Source organism: Actinomadura rubrisoli (genome assembly GCF_004349215.1).
Taxonomy (GTDB): Bacteria; Actinomycetota; Actinomycetes; order Streptosporangiales; family Streptosporangiaceae; genus Spirillospora; species Spirillospora rubrisoli.
Map to the genome: position 1 here is coordinate 1 of NZ_SMKU01000743.1, position 965 is coordinate 965.

1 protein-coding gene is annotated in these 965 nt (G+C 79.9%); it reads right to left on the bottom strand.

The features are described 5' to 3' along the window. Nucleotides 1–909 (bottom strand): sensor histidine kinase (locus tag E1298_RS47230; RefSeq protein WP_243726286.1); only part of this gene is annotated, 909 nt, incomplete at its 3' end. Between the last annotated feature and the right edge of the window lie 56 nt (nt 910–965).

Below are 965 nucleotides of genomic sequence, written 5' to 3' on the forward strand. Positions count from 1 at the left end.
GGTGGTGACGGTCCGCGACAACGGCCCCGACGCAGGGCCGGGGCCGTTGTCGCGGACCGTCACCACCAGCGTGTCCTGCCCGTAGTCGACCTCGATGTCGACGGCCGCGCCCGGCGCGTGCCTGCGGGCGTTGGTCAGCGCCTCCTGCACGATCCGGTACGCGGTCAGCTCCACGCCCGGGTCCAGGGCGGCGACCCGGCCCCGGACGATCAGCCGGGTCCCGGCGCCGGAGGAGTCGCGCATCTCGTCGATCAGGTCCAGGAGCTGCTGCAGGCCCGGCTGGGGGCGGCGGGTCGGCTCGGCGCCGGCGTCCTCGCGCAGCACGCCGAGCAGCCGGCGCATCTCGGTCAGGGCCGTGCGGGCGGTGTCGCCGATGGCCAGCAGCCGTTTCGCGCCCTCCGCCGGCATCCCCGGGGTGGCCAGCCGCGCGGTCTCGGCCTGCACGGAGATCATCGAGATGTGGTGGGCGACGACGTCGTGGAGCTCGCGGGCGATGCGGGCCCGCTCGCCGCGCGCGGTGTGCTCCAGCAGGGTGTGCTCGAACGCGCGCCGCGAGGCGTCCCGCTCGGCGGCCTCGGCGCGCCGCGCCCGGACCCGCCGCGCGGCCACCAGCGACCAGGCCGCCGCCACCGCGGCCAGCCCGGCCACGGCCGGGCCCCGGTGCAGCACCGACGCCGCCGCCCACGCCGCGCTGACCGCCGCCGCCGCGCCCACCGGACGGGCGCGCGCGAGCATCAGCGGGAGCGTCGCGCACAGGTCCAGCAAGATCGCCAGCGGGAGGACCGCGCCCGGGCCCCGGGTGCGCAGCACCGCCTCGGCCACCGCGGCGGCGCCCAGGCACGCCCCGGCGGCCGCCCACCGGCCCGGCCGGCGCGCGGCGCAACCTGCCGTCCCGGCGTCGCGCCCCACGCAGGACATTGTGGCGGGTGCGCGCGCGGCGCGGCGTCCCTCCCCCGGGGGACGCC